Origin of the sequence: Nodosilinea sp. E11 (assembly GCF_032813545.1) — a bacterium.
Taxonomy (GTDB): Bacteria; Cyanobacteriota; Cyanobacteriia; order Phormidesmidales; family Phormidesmidaceae; genus Nodosilinea.
On the sequence record NZ_CP136520.1, the window covers coordinates 2,164,372 to 2,183,022 of the forward strand.

14 protein-coding genes and 1 tRNA gene are annotated in these 18,651 nt (G+C 56.9%); 9 read left to right on the forward strand and 6 right to left on the reverse strand.

Features of this window, described 5'->3' with window-relative positions; genetic code table 11:
• Nucleotides 1–227: 227 nt before the first annotated feature.
• The 4 genes from RRF56_RS11905 (at nt 228) to RRF56_RS11920 (ending at nt 5,472) form a co-directional block, all read left to right on the forward strand.
• Nucleotides 228–1,541, forward strand: coding sequence for an efflux RND transporter periplasmic adaptor subunit (locus tag RRF56_RS11905; protein WP_317037859.1), 1,314 nt, complete (start codon nt 228–230; stop codon nt 1,539–1,541).
• 347 nt (nt 1,542–1,888) lie between these two features.
• Entirely contained in the window at nt 1,889–5,029 is a 3,141-nt protein-coding gene (locus tag RRF56_RS11910) for an efflux RND transporter permease subunit (RefSeq protein WP_317037860.1), read from the forward strand.
• A 48-nt stretch (nt 5,030–5,077) separates the two neighbouring features.
• Nucleotides 5,078–5,149 (forward strand) — tRNA-Gly (locus tag RRF56_RS11915).
• Between the two features lie 44 nt (nt 5,150–5,193).
• Nucleotides 5,194–5,472, forward strand: a complete 279-nt coding sequence (locus tag RRF56_RS11920) for a UPF0175 family protein (protein WP_317037861.1) — start codon at nt 5,194–5,196, stop codon at nt 5,470–5,472.
• Nucleotides 5,473–5,621: 149 nt separating this feature from the next.
• On the opposite strand, the gene RRF56_RS11925 is transcribed toward RRF56_RS11920, so the two are convergent.
• The 4 genes from RRF56_RS11925 to RRF56_RS11940 all read right to left on the reverse strand — a co-directional run bounded on the left by RRF56_RS11925 (nt 5,622) and on the right by RRF56_RS11940 (nt 7,542).
• The gene (locus RRF56_RS11925; protein WP_317037862.1) at nt 5,622–6,212 is read right to left on the reverse strand and encodes a hypothetical protein; all 591 of its coding nucleotides are present in this window, start codon (nt 6,210–6,212) and stop codon (nt 5,622–5,624) included.
• A gap of 76 nt (nt 6,213–6,288) precedes the next feature.
• Nucleotides 6,289–6,816: a hypothetical protein gene (locus RRF56_RS11930; protein ID WP_317037863.1), complete on the reverse strand. Its 528-nt coding sequence runs from the start codon at nt 6,814–6,816 to the stop codon at nt 6,289–6,291.
• Between the two features lie 91 nt (nt 6,817–6,907).
• Nucleotides 6,908–7,255 (reverse strand): hypothetical protein, encoded by a 348-nt coding sequence (locus RRF56_RS11935; RefSeq protein ID WP_317037864.1) that lies wholly within the window; start codon nt 7,253–7,255, stop codon nt 6,908–6,910.
• 2 nt (nt 7,256–7,257) lie between these two features.
• Nucleotides 7,258–7,542 (reverse strand): SH3 domain-containing protein, encoded by a 285-nt coding sequence (locus tag RRF56_RS11940; protein ID WP_317037865.1) that lies wholly within the window; start codon nt 7,540–7,542, stop codon nt 7,258–7,260.
• 68 nt (nt 7,543–7,610) lie between these two features.
• On the opposite strand from RRF56_RS11940, the gene RRF56_RS11945 reads away from it, so the two are divergent.
• Entirely contained in the window at nt 7,611–7,826 is a 216-nt protein-coding gene (locus tag RRF56_RS11945) for a hypothetical protein (RefSeq protein ID WP_317037866.1), read from the forward strand.
• A gap of 14 nt (nt 7,827–7,840) precedes the next feature.
• Here RRF56_RS11945 and RRF56_RS11950 read toward each other — a convergent pair whose 3' ends face one another.
• Complete coding sequence (locus RRF56_RS11950) at nt 7,841–8,422, reverse strand: SH3 domain-containing protein (RefSeq protein ID WP_317037867.1); 582 nt, start codon at nt 8,420–8,422, stop codon at nt 7,841–7,843.
• 389 nt (nt 8,423–8,811) lie between these two features.
• Between RRF56_RS11950 and RRF56_RS11955 the strand changes: the two genes are divergently transcribed.
• Entirely contained in the window at nt 8,812–10,236 is a 1,425-nt protein-coding gene (locus tag RRF56_RS11955) for an AAA-like domain-containing protein (protein ID WP_317037868.1), read from the forward strand.
• A 139-nt stretch (nt 10,237–10,375) separates the two neighbouring features.
• On the opposite strand, the gene RRF56_RS11960 is transcribed toward RRF56_RS11955, so the two are convergent.
• Nucleotides 10,376–12,124, reverse strand: a complete 1,749-nt coding sequence (locus RRF56_RS11960; RefSeq protein ID WP_317037869.1) for an EAL domain-containing protein — start codon at nt 12,122–12,124, stop codon at nt 10,376–10,378.
• Nucleotides 12,125–12,912: 788 nt separating this feature from the next.
• On the opposite strand from RRF56_RS11960, the gene RRF56_RS11965 reads away from it, so the two are divergent.
• Genes RRF56_RS11965 through RRF56_RS11975 form a run of 3 tightly spaced genes read left to right on the forward strand, consistent with a single transcriptional unit; the run spans nt 12,913 to nt 18,551 of the window.
• Nucleotides 12,913–15,171 carry an NACHT domain-containing protein gene (locus RRF56_RS11965; protein WP_317037870.1) on the forward strand — a complete coding sequence of 753 codons (2,259 nt, stop codon included), beginning with the start codon at nt 12,913–12,915 and terminating at the stop codon, nt 15,169–15,171.
• Entirely contained in the window at nt 15,158–18,091 is a 2,934-nt protein-coding gene (locus tag RRF56_RS11970; RefSeq protein WP_317037871.1) for an ATP-binding protein, read from the forward strand. Before RRF56_RS11965 ends, RRF56_RS11970 begins: the two co-directional genes overlap by 14 nt.
• Complete coding sequence (locus RRF56_RS11975; protein WP_317037872.1) at nt 18,084–18,551, forward strand: PleD family two-component system response regulator; 468 nt, start codon at nt 18,084–18,086, stop codon at nt 18,549–18,551. Before RRF56_RS11970 ends, RRF56_RS11975 begins: the two co-directional genes overlap by 8 nt.
• Nucleotides 18,552–18,651: the final 100 nt, after the last annotated feature.

Sequence of the window (18,651 nt, forward strand, 5' to 3'; positions counted from 1 at the left end):
ATGGGTGATTGAGGCTCACGCGGGTAGATATCTTGCTATTAGACCAAACCTTCCCCGATCGAGGGTGTGATTCAAGTCAGCAAAAATCATGAACTTTGTCGCTCAACCTGGGGAAAGGGCCAATTTTCTGGGTAAAACAAGCGATCCCAAGGACGAGGGGCTTTAAGTCATAATGAGAAAATAAATATTTCGTAACTTATCTGGCCGTTAGCTGAAAGGGTGTGCCTGTGCAAAATATCGAGTCCTCTGACCCCTTACCACCAGCGGCTGTTCCAACCGTTAATCAAGATACGATCCACTATAGCGAGGCTACCGCTGGGCGTGAGCCTCGCCGCCGCTGGTCGGGGGTGCTGCTGGGCCTAGGGGCTGGGGTGCTGCTCACCCTGGTAGGCACCCAGCTTTTGGGTGGGCGAGAGACTGCCCCATCCGACACAACCGAAGCGCCTCCCGCCGTAGCGACCCAGACGGTAACGGTGGCCGCTGTCACCCCAGCGACCGTGGCCGATACCCTGGCCATTAACGGCAGCGTGCAGGCAACGGATTTGCTGACGATCGCCCCTCAGGCCAGCGGCTTACAGATTCGCCAGATTTTGGTGCGCGAGGGCGATGCGGTGAGTGCCGGCCAGGCGATCGCCACCCTAGACGACGCCACCCTCCAGGCCGACCTGCGCCAGGCCCAGGCTCAGCTGTCGGTTTCCCAGGCCCAGGTGACTCAGCGGCGGGCGGCGCTGGCCCAGGCTCAGGCCAGTTTAACGGAAGCCCAGGCCACCCTGGCCCGCAACCAAACCCTGGCCGATCGCGGTGCAATTAGCCAGCAGGAACTGGGTAGCCTGCGCACCCAGACCGTCACCGCCCAGGAGTCGATCAGTCTGTCGCGGGCGGAGGTGGAGAGTGCCGAAGCGGGGGTGCGATCGCAGCAGGCCGTCATCGACCGCCTGCAAACCCAGCTCACCCAGACCACCGTGCGCGCGCCTGTCTCGGGCACCGTGGCCGAGCGACTGGCCACCGTCGGCGATGTTTCAGCCACGGGCAGCCCCATTGTCACGCTGATTCAAAACAACCAGCTGAAGCTAGCTGCCGAAGTCCCCCAAGCCCAGCTCGACCGGGTGGCGATCGGTGCCCCGGTCACCATTACCTCCAACGCCGATGGCCGCCTACAGCTCCAGGGCACGGTGCAGTCGATTGACCCAGTCGTGGATGCAGCAACACGGGTGGCGACGGTGAATGTGTCGCTGCCCCCCAGTGACCTGCTGCGACCCGGCATTTTTCTGCGTGGCGAGATCACCACCAGCTCCCGCCAGGGGCTGACGATTCCGGCGACGGCGCTGCAACCCCAGCCCGACGGCAATACCCAAGTGTTTGTGCTGGGTGAGGGCAACGTGGTGACTGCCCGCACGGTAGATCTAGGCAACCGGATTGCCGCCAGCGGCGACCAGGCCGCCCGGGTCGAAATCCTCCAGGGGCTGCAATCGGGGGAACAGGTGGTTACCTCCGGCGTCGGGTTCTTACAAGACGGCGATGTGGTAACGGTGGTGGAGTGAAGAGGTGAAGGGTAGATGAACCCCGTAGGGTACATTCGGCGGCCCCTAACCCCTCCTTCATCCCTGCCCGCCAATGCACCGCCAATGCCCCGCCTACCCATGCCGCAAAGTCTGCTAATTGCTTGATAACGATGATTCCGGTGCATTGCTTCGCGAATGCACCCTACAACTGACCCACCTCGCCCTTTTCTGCGAAACGCGCCGCGAACGGGCACCTCTCCCAAGAGGGGACAGGCCAAATTTCCCACCCATCCGCCCCCTTCACCCTTCACCCTTCACCCTTCACCCCTTCACCCCTTCACTCGTCACCCCTCCCCTCCCCCGCCCACCCAACTACCCCTCCCTCCATGAACCTCTCCGGCTGGTCAATTCGTCGCCCGATTCCTGTGATCGTCCTCTTCCTGGTGCTCACCCTGGGGGGCTTAGTCGCCTTTGGGCAGTTGGGCATTGATGAGAACCCCAACATCGAGTTTCCGGCGATTACCGTCACCGTCACCCAGACCGGGGCGGGACCAGAGGAATTAGAAAACCAGGTAACCCGAAAAATCGAGGATGCGGTGGCGGGTTTGGGCGACATCGACGAAATCCGCTCCACCGTAAGAGATGGCTCTTCAAATACGGTGATTTCTTTTATTCTGGGCACCGATGTCGATCGCGCCACCAACGACGTGCGCGATGCGGTCACCCGAATTCGTCAAGATCTGCCCGGCAGCATTCAGGAGCCGGTGATTCGGCGGCTGGAGTTTGGCGGCGGCGTGGTCATGACCTACGCAGTCAATTCTGCGTCGCGATCGGTGGAAGAACTCAGCGACCTGGTCGATCGCACCATCAGCCAGGAGGTGCTCACCGTGGAGGGGGTGGCGCGAGTGGATCGGGTCGGTGGCGTAGATCCCGAAATTCGCGTGGACCTGGACCCCGAACAGCTCGACGCCCTAGGCATCACCGCCACCCAGGTGAACGACCAAATTCGCGCTTTGAACATTAACCTGCCCAGCGGGCGGGCCACCCTGGGCGGCCAAGAGCAGAGCTTTCGCACCCTGGGCAGCGCCCCCACGGTCGAAGCCTTTCAGGCGGCCCGTATTGCGCTGCCCAACGGCACCACGGTGCCCCTAACTAGCCTGGGCACGGTCGAGAGCGGCTTTCGGGAAGCGCGGCAGTCGGCCCATCTGGGCAACCAGCCGGTGGTGGCCTTTCAGATCTACCGCAGCACCGGCAGCATTCTTGTGTCGGTGGAGGAGGGGGTGCAGGCGGCGGTAGCGCGGCTGAATGAGACCCTGCCGGAGGATGTGACTATCGAGCTGATCTTCACCCGCGCTACGGAAATTCGCGACTCGTACCAGGCTTCGATTGACGCGCTGATCTTGGGCTGCGTGCTGGCGGTGGTGGTGGTGGGCGTGTTTTTGCGCGACTGGCGGGCCACCCTGGTGACCGCGACGGCGCTGCCTCTGTCGATTATCCCTACGTTTCTGGTGCTGGGCTGGTTTGACTACACCCTCAACAGCATGACCCTGCTGGCTCTGACTCTGGCGGTGGGAAATTTGGTCGACGATGCGATCGTCGAAATTGAGAATGTGGAGCGCCACATGGCCATGGGCAAACGCCCTTTTCAGGCGGCCCTCGACTCCACCGCTGAGGTGGGCCTGGCGGTGGTGACCACCACGGCGACCATTGTGGCGGTGTTTTTGCCGGTGGCCTTTATGGGAGGCATTCCGGGGCAGTTCTTTCAGCCCTTTGGCTTGACGGTGGTGACGGCGACGGTATTTTCGACCATTGTGGCCCGGCTAGTGACGCCAATGATGGCGGCCTATCTGCTCAAGGGCAAGCCAGCGGGAGAGTACGGCGAGTTTAACAGTCACAGCGAGTTTAACGGCAATGGCAGAGCACCGCGCCGTGGCCCCTACCGCCGCCTGCTGGGCTGGGCGCTGCGACACCGGGGGGTGACCGTGGCCCTGGCCCTGGTGTTTTTTGTCGGCAGTCTGCGGCTGGTGCCCTACATTCCCACCAACCTGTTTGATGCCAGCGATGCCGGACTCTCGACCCTCTCGGTAGAACTGCCCCCCGGTGCCCCCCTGAGCGACACTCGCCGGGTGACTACCCAACTCACCGAGGGGCTGCTGGCCAATCCAGCGGTAGCGTCGGTGCTTACCACCGAAGGGGGCGACGACGGCGTCAACCAGGCCACGGTCTATGCGCGGCTGCTGCCCAGGGGCGATCGCGACCTCTCCCAGGGCCAGTTTGAGCAGGCGATTCGCCCCCTGTTTGCCGAAGTGCCCGGGGCTCGGATTAGCTTCCAGAGTCGGGGAGCCGGGGGTGAGAGCAAAGACCTGAGCGTGGTGCTCAAGAGCGACGACCCCCTCGCCCTACGGGAGGTGTCAGACTCGCTAACGCGGGAAATGCGCAACATTCCTGGCTTGGTGGATGTCAGCTCTAGCGCTAGCCTGGTACGGCCCGAGGTGCAGATTGTGCCCGATATGGATCGGGCGGCGGATCTGGGGGTGACGGTGCAGGCGATCGCAGGCACTGCCTCGCTAGCTACCCTGGGCGACACCGACGCTAACCTGGCCGACTTTAATCTGGGCGATCGCCAAATTCCCATTCGCGTGCAGATCGACCCCGCCTTTCGCGACGATCCTGAGCTGCTGCAAACCCTGCGGGTGCCCAGCCAGAACGGCGGTCTGGTGCCCCTAGCCGCCGTGGCCGACGTGCGCTTTGGCAGTGGTCCGGCCCAGATCAACCGCTTTGATCGCTCGCGCCAGGTGACCGTAGGCGGCAACCTGGCGGGCATTACCCTAGGCCAGGGGCTGGCGTTGGTAGACGAACTGCCCACCATGCAAAACCTGCCAGCCAGCGTTACCCAGCAGCCCGCCGGCGACGCCGAAATCATGCGCGATATCTTTAGCCGCTTTGCTTTGGCCCTGGCCACGGCGGTGCTGATGATTTTTGCGGTGCTGGTGCTGCTGTACAACAGCTTTATCTACCCGGTGGCGGTGATGGCGGCGCTGCCTCTGTCGGTGGGTGGGGCGCTGCTGGCCCTGCTGATTACCCAAAAGCCCCTGGGCCTGTTTGCCCTGATCGGCATTGTGCTGCTGATGGGTCTGGTGACCAAAAACGCGATTCTACTGGTGGATTATGCCCTGATCGCCTTGAAAGAGGGCAAGACCCGCAAGACAGCGGTGATGGAAGCGGGGGTAACTCGCCTGCGGCCCATTCTGATGACCTCGATCTCGACGATGGCGGGCATGGTGCCCATTGCCTTGGAGCTGGGAGCCGGGGGCGAGACGCGAAGCCCAATGGCGATCGCAGTGATCGGTGGCTTTACCACCTCGACGCTGTTGACCCTGGTGGTGGTGCCGGTGCTGTTTACCTACATTGAGCAGCTGAATGGTGCGATCGCTAAGCTGTTTGCCCGCTTCCGTGGCCACGACGGCGGCCCCACCCCACCCTCTGCATCAGAAACTTCGCCGAAGGAATATACCTTGAGCAAATAGCCGTATAATAGGAGTCCGTTGGCAACGTGCTTGCCCAGCGGCACCTCTGCGGGTGTAGTTCAGTGGTAGAACGTCAGCTTCCCAAGCTGAATGTCGTGAGTTCGAGTCTCATCACCCGCTTTAAAATGAAAATATTTCGGGTTTGATTGCAGAAGGTGAAACTCATGAGTACAGAAACAATTACTCTTGAAGTTTCACAGGATATGCTGGCGGCTCTCAAGATGGGGGCAACCGATTTAGGAAAGCGGATTCGGTTGCTGGCTGCGATCGCATTTTTTCAAGAGAAGCAGCTCTCTTTGGGCAAAGCTGCTGAGCTAGCAGGGTTAAATCGCCTGACGTTTATGGATCTTCTGACTCAACGGGGCATTGTGGTCTTTGACTACGATGAGTCTGCCCTTGCAACCGAGCTGACTAGCATTGCTGGGCTGGTAGACCGTGACTAGGCACTTGCTCTGCAAACGTCGATCGTACTTCCTTCGGTGAGCCAATCACCCAAGGTTGCAACCGCCCTCGACTCAGATGGGGATGGGGTTGACCAAGTGCAGGGAATTCAGATTCCTGGGTTCTTGAAGAACCCAGGAATCCAGTCGGGTTAGCTAGTAGCCTCCGAAACAGCGAAGCGGTTGTCGTCGGGCAGCTTGTCGATCAGCTTATGGAGCGGGTCGATGCCAGCGGAGGTGGGCCGCTCATCGACGGTGAGGGTAAGGGTGGTGTCACCCGCTCGGAAGCCCTGTTTTTGCAGGTAAAGGAGTTGCGCCCCAAACTGCCATTCCTTCAGGGGGCTAGTGAACAGCAACCCATCCATGCTGCTGGTGAAATCCTTCGTGGCCCGTTCGGTAAAAATGCCGACGGTTAGCAGAATGAATAGAAAATTTGCCACCTCAAACACCGTCATAATTTGCAACGGCGCATTGGCGTAGGGCACCAGTTCCCCCGGTCGCGGGTTTAGGCCCATTGCCTCTCGGATGGTCGGGAAGAACAGCAGATCGCTGCCCAAGCGGTGCATAGTCACCAGACCGACCACGAAGAAAAAGCCAAAACCCAGCAGCAAAGCACGGGTGCGCAGGCTCTCTTGTAGCTCAAAACGGATAATCTCCCAGACGGGTTGCCAGGGGGAGGGGGTGGGTGAATGGGTGGATGGGTGGGCGGGGGGATGGGTGGTCATGGGTGGGGTCAGATGCATGGAGGTGGGGATTAGATCCCAGGGTTCTTTGAGAACCCTGGGATCTGGGGGAGGCTAGCGATCCAAGGGGTGACGGTTAGCAACCGGCATCGCCGATCGCCTCAACCGAGGTCGTCTGCCCATCGGGGCCAATCACGGTGATGGTGCCGTTGACACCCAGCACTTCTGCGTTTTCCGGTCTGGACGTGACTTCTGAATTGACCTCGGCGGTCAGGTCGCCTCCAAGGCTGGTAAAGGTTTGCCGATCGAACTGGCCGTAATATTCTTCGCCTTCTCCGCCTGTGCGTTGAAACTGCACGAGGGTGCCATTCACCTTCATCCGCATGGGGATTTCAGCGGAACCGCTGGGGGGCTGCATACCGCTAAACAGGTAGACCCCGTCGGCCCGAGGGTCACTGCCTGGAGCCCAGAGCGATAGGCCACACCCGGCGATGTCAATGTCATCAAAGGTGAAGGTGCCGATCGCAGGAGCAGTCTCCGTCGCTGGGGCTGGGAAGTCGGTGGCGGGGGGATCTGGGCGATCGCCAGAGGCGGTATTGGCATTACAGGCCGCAAGGCCAAAGGCGCAACAACTGATGACGAGGAACGGCTTCACTGAAGGCATATTGCTGAAATTCCGATGGTTTAAACGTACGGATTCCCTGAGTAAATGCTGGTACGGGTTTTCAGCCATACACCTTTACAGCTCTAAATTCCTATGGCCGCCCCTGCTGGTAGCCGTCGACATAGCCCCGGGTATATTCTCGCGAGAGGTTGGAAGGCAGGCCATGGCTACCGGCTACCGGATCGTAGGTGCTACCAGCACGGCCATCTTCCAGGCAGTGCTGGTAGCCATCATCGTAGTAGCGCTGGAGACCAGAGGGATTGCCTGGACGACCGGCAGTGTAGCCATCGGCATAGCCTCGGGTAAAGGCGCGGGCATCAGCATCGGAGAGATTGCGGCTACCGCCTACCGGGTCATAGGTGCGGCCCGCCTGGGCATCGGCTAGGCCCGATTGGTAGCCCGTGTCGTAGTAGGAAGCCGAGGGCTGGGAATCGCGCACCTTTAAATTAAATAAACCCCAGAAACCCGGCCTTCCTGCTGGGGATAGCCACTGGTCATCGGGACAATCCGATACCAACTGTCGGCTCCATCACCATACTGACCGGTGATACGGACAACGGTATCGCGGTGAAGCACGTAGAGCACCGGACGATCGGTGCCCGCCCCATCTCTCACGTTGAGATCGTTGGGAATTAAGGTGCCGTAGAGCTGCGCTTGGGCCAGCAGTTGGGGTGGTTGCAGGGCTAGGGCAGGGGCGATCGCCACACTGGGCAGCAATCCCACCATCACCCACAGCCTACGCGACCAACATCTATCGAACTGGAGACCCTGAAGCCCCAGGCAGTGGGCTCACTATGCGAATCTATTCCCGCGCCGATCGCATCACCTTCTTCAATACCGAAGCTAACCGTGCCCCTAACCCTGAGGGTCACACCTACAGCAACATTCGTGGCGAGCGTCAGTGGGAGTTGTTTATTCCTAACCAGGGCAGCACCTGCACCTTGTCCCGCAATGGCACCATCATCGATCGCGGCACGGTAACCCGGCGCGAACCCTCTAGCGGCGACTAAGATTGGGCTCTAGTCTACGGGCAGCGGATAGCGGTGATATCTTCGATCTGCCCGTTAGCGCTAGTTTCAGTGACCCAGCCAACGCTGCCGTCGAAAATTCTGACCTGTAGCCAGGTGTGGCCATTGCCTGGGGTTTGCCGAGTCGGTGGGTTAGTTGAGGCGTAAACGGTGTCCCCCACGGTGTAGTTGGCGAGAATGCCCGCGTTGGTGGAGGGGGCAGTTCTCACCGAGAGGGGTAAGTTAGCTCTAAAGCAGGCCCTAGCGGTGGGCGGTGGGCTACCGCCACAGCCGGTCAAAAATCCAGCGCTGACCCACCCCACAGGCTGGGACGACGACAGCCCGTTAAAGTTGCTGGGCAGAAAAATTTGCGCCCGCCCCTGCACCACCACCCCAGTCAGGCTGACCCGAGTGCCCGCCGGTAGGGTGCCCAGGCGATTGGTCACGGGCCCCAAGCTAGTATTGTCAAATACTTGGGCAGTTTGGTTTATCTGTCGGCACTGACGAATTAGGCCCTGGTTTTCTTCTAACCCTTGAACGACGACCCTAGACCCCTGGGCCAAGGCGCTCGGGGCTAACCCAACTCCTGCAACTAGCACAGTTGCTATCCCTAGTCTTAGGCAGTGCGGTACGGTCAGCTTCATCGGTGCTCCCTTCACAAATAGCGACATGAATGGCTAAACGGCCTAGTTAAGGTTGATTGGCGAACTATCGCCCATTTTCAAGCATCTTTAGCGGTGATAAGCCGCTATCCTACCACTGTCAACCCGATGAACCCCAAGAGGGAGAGCTGCTCTCGCAGCGGCGAGTATCGATCGGGAGGCCGCATAACCGGCGGTTTTTAAGTATATGACCCACCAGCGCCCCCGTAGAGACGAAACTCACTTGGGAGCAGACTGTAGATAAACATGGCTACAGCGATCTAATGTCATCCATCTACCGATAGATTTTAGATGGGTATATCTTCTGTAGCTATTTAACACGAACAATGGCCGATTTTTCCTGCCTGCCGTTAGTTCAACGGGCTCTACAACGATCGCTAACTCAGCTAGAGCGGCTGGTTGTGCGAGGGGCTTGGCAAGGCCAACGCTACGGGCAGATGGCTCAAGCATCGGGCTATGGCGAAGAAGACCTCAAACAAGTGGGGGCTCAGTTGTGGGCAGAGCTCTCTGACAAGCTGGGCACAGCTGTCACTCAAAAAAATCTGCGGATGCTGTTAGGCCACACTGTCGCACCAGCATCGACCAAGGTTTTGCCGTTATTCACCGCCCGCCCGTCGGTAGCTTTGGTGCGGACTAACGCCAACACCGAGCCTGGTCGAGTCACGACTTGGCCACCCGGCAGGGTTGACTTTCCATCGGGGCCATTGCCGCTGACATCGCGGTTTTACATTAACCGCCCTCCTGTAGAAGAGGCGGCTCTGGCCGAAATTACCCACGCGGGCTGTCTGCTCTACATTAAAGCGCCCCGCCGGTATGGCAAAACGTCGCTACTGCAACGGGTGATCGCCTACGGGGAAGCCCTGGGCTACCGCCCCTGCCAGATCGATTTGCAGGAGGCCGACGCCACTGTTTTCAACAACCTCGATGCCCTAGTACGCTGGTTTTGCCGCCGCATGGTGCGTACCCTGGGATCTGAGGTCGAGGTCAATGACCACTGGGATCTAACAATGGGCAGCAAGGTGAATGCGGGCCTCTGTTTGCAGAGCATTTTGGCCCAGAGCGATCGCCCCCTGCTGCTGACCATCAATGCCCTAGAGCAGGGGTTTGCTGACCCAGCGATCGCCCGCGACTTTCTCTCAATGCTGCAGCTGTGGTACGAGCGCTCCAAAGGCGACACCCTGTGGCAACGGCTGCGGCTGGTGCTGGTCTACAGCACCGATTACTATAGGGCGCTAAACCTGGAGACAGCGCCCTTGACGGTAGGCCTTTCGCTACGACTGCCCTCGTTTACGCTGAATCAGTTTTTGGCCCTGGGGCGCTGCTACGAACTGCCAATCATCGATAGCGATCGCCACCGACCCGCCCTAGAAAACCTCTATCGGCTGATTGCCGGACACCCCTACCTAGCCAGTTTGAGCTTTTACGCCCTGGCCGAGGGGCAGCAGTTGCCCAACCTATCTGCCCTAGTCAACGGTATCTTTCGATCGCATCTGCAAGAGCTGTGGGTGCAGCTGCGGCAAAACCCAGCTGCCCTGGCGGCCTGGCGGCGAGTGATGGATGGCACAGGGGTACCCCTAAATGCGATCGACACCTTACAGCTAGACAACCTAGGACTCATTCGCACCGAAGCAGGCCTGACCTACCCTATCTGTGAGCTGTATCGGGGCTTTTTTGCCGCCCAGGTGAACCGGCCATCGGCGGAGGTCATCGCTGACTTTACCAGCGCGTTTTGTCCCCGGTGCAAGATTTAGAAACCGGTCTAGTATTAGTATTAACCAATGCCCTAGATTGCTCGTTGAGTATCACCGTAGTACACCCTACAGCACCGTTTACAGAAATCGGGGTTATGTCCGTTGGATTTGGTCTAGCTATACCTGCCCTCCAAACGCGCTATACAAAAGCTTGTAGAGCACAGTTCTTAACAAAGGCGACTATCCCCTCAGTCTGCATAGGCTTAGCAAATATAAAACCCTGTACAGTAGGGCATTTTTGAGATCTCAGATAGGCAAGTTCTTCTTCGGTTTCAGCCCCCTCGGCAATGACGCCTAAATTGAGCTTAAGGGCCATATCAATCAGTGAAGAAACAATTCTTTGATTGATAAGATGATGATGAATATCCTGAATAAATAGCCGATCAATTTTGATGGTGTTGCAGGGCAAAGTGCTTAAGTAGCCTAACCCAGAGTAGCCTGACCCAAAATCATCAATAGCTATTTTAACCCCCATTTTTTTGATATTTCGCAAAATATCAATGGCAATTTCTTTGTGCTCAATAATTGCGGTTTCAGTAATCTCTAAATGCAAAAGCTGAGGCTGAAGCCCAGTTTGATTTAAGATAAAAGCAACCGTATCAACCAACTTTCTATGGCCCAATTGTAGCGACGAGAGGTTAACAGATACACTGATAGGCTTGGCCATAACTTTCTGCCAATCTTTAGCCTGCTTACAGGCAGTCCAGATCATCCAGTTAGTGATTTCATCAATAACTCCTATTTCTTCGGCAACCGGAATAAATTTCGTCGGTGATAGATCACCTAATTGAGCACTGTGCCATCGCATCAGCGCCTCTACACCAATAACTTGACCCGTCTCCAGATCAACCTGGGGTTGATAATAGGCCTGCAACTCGCCATGCCTAATAGCATAGTGCAGGGCATTGGCAATATTGAGTTTTTCAGCAGCATTGAGCGTTAGCTCTCGCCGGTAAAAGCCGAGACTTTGACTGCCATTTTGCAGCTGATAGTTCAGAGTATTTATAGCGTCTTGAGCCAAATTATCAGGGGACGAGGCATCGAACTCATGTCCATCAATTACTTGGGTCGAAGCAATGCCAACACTGGCTGTAATATTGATCGTCTGACTGATCAGTTTGTAGGGTTTCTTCAGGACATCTGTTATGTAGCGTGCCACTTTGGTTAAAGCCGCAATCGAGTTATCGGTTGACTTGAATAACAGAGCAAACCGGTTGTGCTCTAGGCGAAAGAGTTCTACCGAAGCTGAGATTGAGGAGTGATTAAAGTTGATTGCGATCGACTGCAAGCGCTCAGCCACCAGTTTGAAGACATCGTCATTTTCAGCTAGGGTTAGGGCACTGCTTAAAAGGCTGAACTGGTCTACCGCAACCACCATCAGGGTCAGGGTCTCGTCCTGGATCTGGGTACGATCGGCTAACAGTGCCAGTCTAGAGTTAAGCGAGAGCCGATTGGGCAATTGCGTAGCGGGGTCGAGTTGGGCCAGCTTATTCTTTTCGGCATAGACTCGGGCAAAAACATCTTGCTTGTGCAACTGAGTGCGCACAGCCTGAACTAGCTCAGCGGGAGAAAAAGGTTTGGTTAGATAGTCACTGGCACCGAGGTTCATGCCCTGCCGAAAGTCAACTTGGGTAGATTTAGCCGTCAGAAAGATGAAGGGTACGCTGGCTAAACTCTGATTCCTACTCAAGTTTTTTAACACCTCGTAGCCATCCAAATTAGGCATCATCACGTCGCAGATAATGAGATCGGGCTGCTGCTGCTGAGCCAGTTCTAGTCCTTGCAGACCATGGGCAGCAGCAATCGTTTCAAATCCTTCTAACTCAAGGATTTCGTTAATGTTTTCCCGAGCAGAATCATTATCTTCAATGATTAAGATTTTTGACATGTTAATTGCCTAAGAAGAGCAGCTGGGGGCAGGCTGAAGTTGGCAAAAAGCTCGGCATTGGGCTAAGCAACTAGCCTTGCTTTTATATACTGAATTATCGCTTAAGACTCAGGAAACACAGATCAGTAAATACGGCTAAATTAGAACTCCGTATCTCTGCCAGACTCCCGAGTCATCTAACATCTAGCTTGTCTGTATTTCTACTAAGGTTTTTCGAAGGCCGGCGATCGGAGGTGGCATTGATACTAGCTCCGACGGTAGACCAAGCGTTGCTGTGTCAGGGTTTAAAGCCCTAACCCCGCAAAGACTCCCGTGTCCGTAAATTTACACAACTACGACGCAACCGCTGCCGAAGATTCTCTAAGCCAAATCGGCAGAGCACCCTTGGCTTCTTAGGGCCAAGCCACACAGCGGCCAGGGTCTTCAGGCTTTTCATAGAGTCTAAGGCAGCCCTATCCAGCTGCTAACCTGCCAAGTCGTGTCTTCAGTCCGCTTTAGCAGACTTTTGCTATGAGTGAGAGAAGTCACTACCTGCGGATTGTGGTTGCTGGCCAAATGCAACCGTAGAAAAGTCAAGAGTTATTAAACCAAGGGCACAGATATCAGGTGTTTACACCTAAGAAACTAGGCCAAAATAGCTATCTAGCCAATTAGTACTCTTCTTTTGTCCGTAAGACTACGTAAATTTAACGTCTCCTGGCTTTTTTTCCGGTTTTTAAGAGTTACACCTGGAAAACTTTCTTAGATGGAAATCAGCTTGAGACAGCTGAAAATATCAGGGAAAGACCATGGCAAAACGATCGCTTCAAGCTTCGCAAGATGGCATTACTAGAGCTAAGCGAGCCTTTGACAGACGAGGATGGACGCAGGAGTATCTAGCGGCTGAGGTGGGTCTGCAAACCCGGCAGTCGGTGTGGAAGTTTTTTTCGGGGCGTCCGGTTGAGCGGCATATTTTTATCGATCTCTGTTTTACCCTTGACCTAGATTGGGAAACGATTGTCGATCGCACAGCGTTTGCCCCCGATGGCGATGACTTGGTTGCCGATGCCCCCGCCGCCGTAGATGGTCAGGAGGGTGGCCACGACCTCTCAGCAGCGCGATCGCACCTGATCGCCCTGGCCAATGCCCAGTGTCAACTGCTCGAACTGCCCCTCGACTTGCACCAGCCCCTCACCCTGGCCCAACTCTATACCGACGCCTATGTGCGCCCCTACCAACGGCTAGGCCGCCCGGAAAACACCCCTAAAGCTTTGGCGACAGCGGCAGTGCAGCCTCATTCTCGGGTACTCATTCTGGGGCAACCGGGGGCCGGTAAAACCACCCTGCTACAACATTTAGCCCTAGAGATCGGGGCGAACCGGCTGCCGGGCCAGGGGCAGACCTACCTGCCGGTCTTTCTGCGACTGCGACAACTGGCCCTGGTGTCTACCGCCGAGCTAAACGTGCAGGCCTACCTCAACCAGCGCTGGCTGGCCGCCGGGCTTTGCCAACCTCACATTGATCAGCTCTGGCAGCAAGGGCAACTCTGGCTCCTTCTAGATGGATGGGATGAGTTGCCGGCTGAACACCACCGAATTGTGACCCAACAGCTTCAGGCGCTGCTCGACACCTATCCTGGCCTGCGCGTCTTGATGTCAGGGCGCAGCGGCGGCCCCATGCCTCAGCTCAACGGGCTGATCACCCTGGAGCTGGCAGAGTTTGCCCCCCAGCAGATCAAAACCTTTGTGCATAAATGGTTCGCTGCCAATGCCCCCAACCAGGGCAAAACCTTTGCCCAACAGTGCTTGCAAGCGCTGAATCACCCCGAAAATGACCGTCTGCGGGAGATGGCGCTAACCCCAATTCTGCTGCACTTAATGTGTCTGGTATTCCAGAACTCCGGGCAGTTTCCTGGCCAGCGCAGCAAGCTGTATCAGCAGGCGCTCGATCTACTGTTGGGTCAGTGGGACCAGCAGCGAGGCATTCACCGCCACCAACCCCTGCAACAGCTTTCCAGTACCGACCTCAGTGGCCTGTTGGGTGAGATCGCCGCCCACAGCTTTGAGCAGGGTCGGGTGATGCTCGAAACCGCCGAATTGCTAGGTCTGATTGCCAAAAGCCTGGTGCGACGCGGTGCCCAAGCCGATGGGCTAGAACGTCTCTGGGCCGATAGCCGGGCGGTTCTGCAAGTGTTGATCGAGCACTACGGCATGCTGAGCGAGCGAGAATTGGGCAGCTATGCCTTTGCCCATCTGAGCTTTCAGGAATATCTGGCCGCCCGCTACTGGGCGCTGGCGGCCCTAAACAAACCCCAGCCCGAGGACTGGGCCGAGTTGGCCAGCCACCTGCCAGACCCTCGCTGGCAGGAAGTGATTGTGCTGACGGTGGAAATGGTGCCCCAGGCAGAGGCCCTCTGGCAAGCCCTTTGGCAAGAGAGCCAGCGCTATATAGCGGTCCAGCCCCAGCTATTGCCCCTGCTAGACTGGGCTCAACGCCAGGCAGAAAGGACAGGGGTAGACTATAGCCCGGCGGCGCTGCGTGGGTTTTATCTGGGCCTGGGGCTAGAACAGGGGCTCGACCTGGCAACCGCTTTAGATGCCCGTTTGGCGGTTGACTTACCCCCCAGCCTAGCTCTAGATCAGGCCCTCATTCACCTGCTACACCACAGTCGGCAGTGGCTCCAGAGCCCAACGCTGCAAGGCGGTTTTGATCTCCTGTTTGGGCTAGATCTGACCCAGCGCTTTGCCCTGACCGATGAGTTTACCGCTGCCCTAGAACGGTTGCAGTCGCAATTGCTAGATGCCCTGGAAGACGACTGTAATGTGTCAACCTGGTGTGAGCACTACGGCCTGGGCTGGTTTGAGGCGCTTCAGCAGGCGATCGCAGGCGATCGCCTATGGCCTATCGAGGGGCTAAAGCTAGCCCCCAGCCCTTCACTGCAACATTATTACCGCATGCAGCGGCTGCTGGTCGATTGTCTACGTCACAACCGCACCTTCGCCGCTGCCACGGTACAGAGGTTTGAACAATGCCTGTTCGTCCGGGAGGTGCACTATGAACATGCCTAGCCTGTTTGGAAAATCCAATTTTTTGGACCTGGTATCCACTGCGGCCCTGCGGCTGTATCAAGCCGACAGCCTGGATGACATCTTGCAAAATACGGTTGACGACGTGCAACGGTTGCTAGAAATCGATCGGGTGGTGATTTACCGACTCAACTCGAAGCAGCAGGCCCAGCCCGTTGCGATCGCCGAAAATAGGGCCTTACCATCCCTGTCAAACCAATTGATTGATCTTTCCCAATGGCTCAGGGAGGCCCCGTTAAAGCAGCCCCGAGTGATCCATAATGTTGCCACCGCCGACCTTTCGGCCTGCGAGCGCAGCCTGCTCGGGACGATGGGCATTGAGGCCAGCATTTTAGTTCCCATTTACCAAAGTTTTGATTGGCAACAGGTTTCCTCCTGGCACGGCAATACCCAACATCTGGAGGTGTGGGGGTTTTTGGTCGCTCAGCAGAGTTGCCCGCGCCGCTGGAGCCCGCTAGAAGTGTCGTTTTTGCGTCAGCTTTCCCAGCATCTGTTTCACTCCATTCATCAGATGCAGCTGCGTCAATTTTCAGACCGGCTGATCGAAAGCGCTGTAGACGGCATCATTGTCTTAGATACCAACTACCGCTACCAGGTCTGGAATGGACCGATGGAGAAACTTTCGGGGTTGTCAAGACAAGCGGTGATTGGGCAGGTGGCCTGGGAGGTGTTTCCCTTCCTCAAAGACACCGGCGAAGACAAACTCATGACCATGGCCATGGCGGGCCATTCAATTGTCGCCCAAAATCGCGCCTTTACCGTGCCCAAAACCGGCCAGAAAGGGTATTTTGAAGCCCGCTACAGCCCCATCACCGACCCCTCGGGCAAAGTGCTGGGCTGTCTGGGGCTGGTGCGCGACATTACCGAGCAAAAGCAGGCAGACTTTCAGCTCCGGGCGGTAACATCACGGCTGACTACGCTGATTCAAAACCTGAAGGCTGGGGTTTTAGTCGAGGACGAGAACCGTCGCATTTTGCTGGCTAATGAGACCTTTTGCGAAATTTTTCAGCTGCCGATGTCAGCCGAATCGTTGAAGGGGCCAGATTGCGACAACCTGCTCAGACAGGCAGTGGCCCTTTTCCGCGATCCATCGGCGGTGATCGCCGACATCACCACGACGTTGCAAAATCGCCAGCCCACCATTGGGCAGGAAGTAGAACTGGTGGACGGGCGAGTTTTGGAGCGCGACTATATTCCTATTTTTATCGATAACGACTACCAGGGGCACCTTTGGCAGTACCGTGACATTACCCAACGCAAGCAGATTCAGCAGCAACTCGAAGCCGCCATTCAAAAGGCAGAAGCAGCTAATGAGGCGAAATCAAATTTTTTGGCCACGATGAGTCACGAAATTCGTACCCCTCTCAACGCCATCCTGGGCTTCACCGATCTGCTGCGGACCACTCAGCTCAACGATGAGCAGCAAGACTTTGTCGATACGATCCACAACAGCGGATCGATGCTGCTGTCGCTAATTAACGATATTCTCGACTTTTCTAAAATTGAGGCCAACAAGCTAGAGCTAGAGCGGCGGGTGTTTGATCTGCATGGCTGTGTGCAGGAGATCGCCAACCTGATGAAGCCCCTGGCGGCAGAGAAGGGGTTAGTGGTGCGATCGCATATTCATCCCGATGTGCCTCAACAGGTGGTTGGCGATGTAACTCGGCTGCGGCAGGTGCTCTTAAATCTGGTCAGCAACGGCGTCAAATTTACCCAAAAAGGCAGTGTCACCATTGAAGTGCACCGGCAACCACCGGTTACGCCGCTAGATAACCGGGTTCACCTTCATTTTGCCGTCATAGATACAGGAATTGGCATTCCCCCTGAGAACTGTGACAGCTTGTTTGACGCCTTTAGCCAGTTAGATGCCTCGGTAGCCAGGCGCTACGGTGGCACGGGGTTGGGACTGGCAATCTGCAAAAAACTGGTGACCGCCATGGGAGGCACCATTGGGTTTACAACCCAGTCGGGAGCGGGCACAACGTTCTATTTCACCCTTGAGTCTCACCTGCTGCCCGCCACGTTATCCCATCACGAGGCAAACCCCGATCACGGTAGCCAGCCGCCAGCCATCCTGGCCACTCATCTGCCGCTCAACATTTTGGTAGTCGATGATCTGCTGGTGAATCAAAAGGTGGCTACCAAAATGCTGCAATGTCTGGGTTATGCGCCCGACTGCGCGGTTGACGGCATTACCGCTATCGACCTGATTCAGCAAAACCCCTACGACCTGGTGCTAATGGATGTGGAAATGCCAGGTATGGATGGCTACGAAACCACCGAACTGATCCGCAAATTGCCCTCGGCAACCGCAGAACGCCCCTGGATTGTCGCCATGACGGCCCATGCCAACCAGGAACATCGCCGACTCTCGCTGCAAAGTGGCATGAATGATTTTCTGGGCAAACCTGTTTTACTAGCCGCCCTCAAAGATTGTTTGGTGCGCTACGGTCGCACCTACTATCCCGATCGCATCGGCCAGCGGTCGGCACCTCCAAAACTCGACGGTTCTACCCCACAGCTGGGAGCATCCCCGACTCCGCCCATCCTTGACCTGACGATGATCACTAGCATTGTCGAGATGGCTGGAGCCGACGCCAACATGCTGCTGGCTGAGTTGATCGACAACTTTCAAGAAGACGCCACCCACTGCTTGCAGCAGCTACGCCAGGCGATCGCCCAACAAAACCCTGACCAAATTCGGCACCAGGCCCATGCGCTGCGATCCATGAGTTTAAATTTGGGTGCGCTGGCCTTGGGTAGTCTCTGTCAAGACTTGGAACTCTATCATCATCACCTATCGCCGGCAGAGCATCAGACGGCTCTAGCTAACATAGAGCACACCTGTACTGCGGTAATGGTGGCGCTGCGATCGGCTGTTGCTCCCTACTCCCATGCTTGACGCCAACCCTACTCCACCGTCAATTCTGATCGTCGATGACGAACGCAATCTGCGCCGTCTGCTCACCCACGCCATGACCAGCGAAGGCTACCGGGTCGAAACCGCCAGCAACGGTGAAGCCTGCCTGGGGTTTTGTCAGCAGCACCTGCCCGACCTGATTTTGATGGATGCCATGATGCCGGAAATGGACGGCTTTACCTGCTGCGCCACCCTGGGGGCCAACTTTGGCGATCGCTGTCCACCCATTCTAATGATCACCGCTCTGGCAGATACCCCCTCGGTGGAACGGGCCTTTGCCGTCGGTGCAGTTGACTACGTGACCAAACCAATCCACTGGGCTGTGCTGCGCCAGCGGGTACAGCGCATTCTCCAGACCCATTTGCTCAACCAGGAACTGCATCAGGCGCGATCGACCATTGCCAGGCTGGAGGCGACGCTGCGGGATGGTCAACGCGGTTAGTAATACCAATCGTCCATATCGCCAAGACGACACCCCCAACGATGAAAATTGTAGGGTGCATCCGCGCAGCGATGCACCGTTTCAGGGTTATTTTTAGAGC

What these genes read in the sequence shown, in the direction of transcription:
- RRF56_RS11910 (WP_317037860.1), top strand. Translation starts at nt 1,889, where the DNA reads ATGAACCTCTCCGGCTGGTCAATTCGTCGCCCGATTCCTGTGATCGTC.
- RRF56_RS11920 (WP_317037861.1), top strand. Translation starts at nt 5,194, where the DNA reads ATGAGTACAGAAACAATTACTCTTGAAGTTTCACAGGATATGCTGGCG.
- RRF56_RS11925 (WP_317037862.1), bottom strand. Translation starts at nt 6,212, where the DNA reads ATGCATCTGACCCCACCCATGACCACCCATCCCCCCGCCCACCCATCC.
- RRF56_RS11930 (WP_317037863.1), bottom strand. Translation starts at nt 6,816, where the DNA reads ATGCCTTCAGTGAAGCCGTTCCTCGTCATCAGTTGTTGCGCCTTTGGC.
- RRF56_RS11940 (WP_317037865.1), bottom strand. Translation starts at nt 7,542, where the DNA reads ATGGTGGGATTGCTGCCCAGTGTGGCGATCGCCCCTGCCCTAGCCCTG.
- RRF56_RS11945 (WP_317037866.1), top strand. Translation starts at nt 7,611, where the DNA reads ATGCGAATCTATTCCCGCGCCGATCGCATCACCTTCTTCAATACCGAA.
- RRF56_RS11955 (WP_317037868.1), top strand. Translation starts at nt 8,812, where the DNA reads ATGGCCGATTTTTCCTGCCTGCCGTTAGTTCAACGGGCTCTACAACGA.
- RRF56_RS11960 (WP_317037869.1), bottom strand. Translation starts at nt 12,124, where the DNA reads ATGTCAAAAATCTTAATCATTGAAGATAATGATTCTGCTCGGGAAAAC.
- RRF56_RS11965 (WP_317037870.1), top strand. Translation starts at nt 12,913, where the DNA reads ATGGCAAAACGATCGCTTCAAGCTTCGCAAGATGGCATTACTAGAGCT.
- RRF56_RS11970 (WP_317037871.1), top strand. Translation starts at nt 15,158, where the DNA reads ATGAACATGCCTAGCCTGTTTGGAAAATCCAATTTTTTGGACCTGGTA.
- RRF56_RS11975 (WP_317037872.1), top strand. Translation starts at nt 18,084, where the DNA reads ATGCTTGACGCCAACCCTACTCCACCGTCAATTCTGATCGTCGATGAC.